This is a genomic window from Photobacterium makurazakiensis (genome assembly GCF_050336715.1).
Lineage (GTDB): Bacteria > Pseudomonadota > Gammaproteobacteria > Enterobacterales > Vibrionaceae > Photobacterium > Photobacterium makurazakiensis.
In genome coordinates this window covers 1-810 of record NZ_JAKJSJ010000146.1, presented here as the reverse complement: position 1 = coordinate 810, position 810 = coordinate 1, and the positions used below count along the sequence as shown (strand labels likewise).

At 35.2% G+C, this 810-nt stretch carries 1 protein-coding gene and 1 pseudogene; both read left to right on the top strand.

Annotated elements, in window-relative coordinates; all coding sequences use genetic code 11:
• Window positions 1-429 (top strand): annotated as a pseudogene (locus L4D09_RS28790) (hypothetical protein); the annotation flags it as partial.
• Window positions 429-800 (top strand): hypothetical protein, encoded by a 372-nt coding sequence (locus L4D09_RS28785; protein WP_428460951.1) that lies wholly within the window; start codon window positions 429-431, stop codon window positions 798-800. The pseudogene L4D09_RS28790 and the gene L4D09_RS28785, both read left to right, overlap by 1 nt.
• The last annotated feature ends 10 nt before the right edge of the window (window positions 801-810 follow it).

The following is an 810-nucleotide window of genomic DNA, read 5'->3' as shown; positions in this document are numbered from 1 at the left end:
ATCCATCATTGGGGGAGTCAAAAGGGAAGTGTTACCAGTATCCCTAACTTCTATAAAAACTATGCAACTGTTGCAAATATGTCACGTAATTTGAAACGTGTTGGTTATATCGGTATTGCTTTGACTGGTGTTGATGCAACAGCCAATATTAAAAAGGCTTGTACAACGAAGAATAAAGCACAATGTAGTAAAGCTAAATATACTCAAATTGGCAAGGCGACCGGCAGTATCGCTGGCGGCTTTGTCGGTGGCGGTGTTGCTACATGGGGAGTTTGTACTTTGGTGTTTGGATTACCATCGGGAGGTACAAGCGCTTTTTGGTGTGCAGTTGTTGCAGGAGGAGCTGGCGGATATGTTGGTGGTAATATGCTAGGTAAATATACAGAGTCTAAAGGTGAAGTGCTATATGAATCATATGGTGTGAAATAATGTTAAATAATAATTATGCTTTATTATCTGAAATATCGGCATTTTTGGTTTTTATAGGGTGCATTGGTATATTTATATGGTTTGCTATAGTTGTATACCTCAAAAATAAGTGGATGTTGTTATTGGAAGATAATCTTGATAATGGTGTTCGATTTTATTCGTTAAATGTATTTTTATCCATGCAAGGTGTTCTACATTACAGTACTGTTTTTCTGAGTAAATATCAGGCAAAAAGATACGGTATGGATAAAAAAATAAAAACTATTCCTTTAGGTGTTCAGAGGAAGTTTATTTTATCCTTTTTGTTGTTTATGTTTAGCATTTTATTGATGGGGTTGTCGGTATTAATTACTGAAGTTATAGTTGTTTAAAGTGTATTGT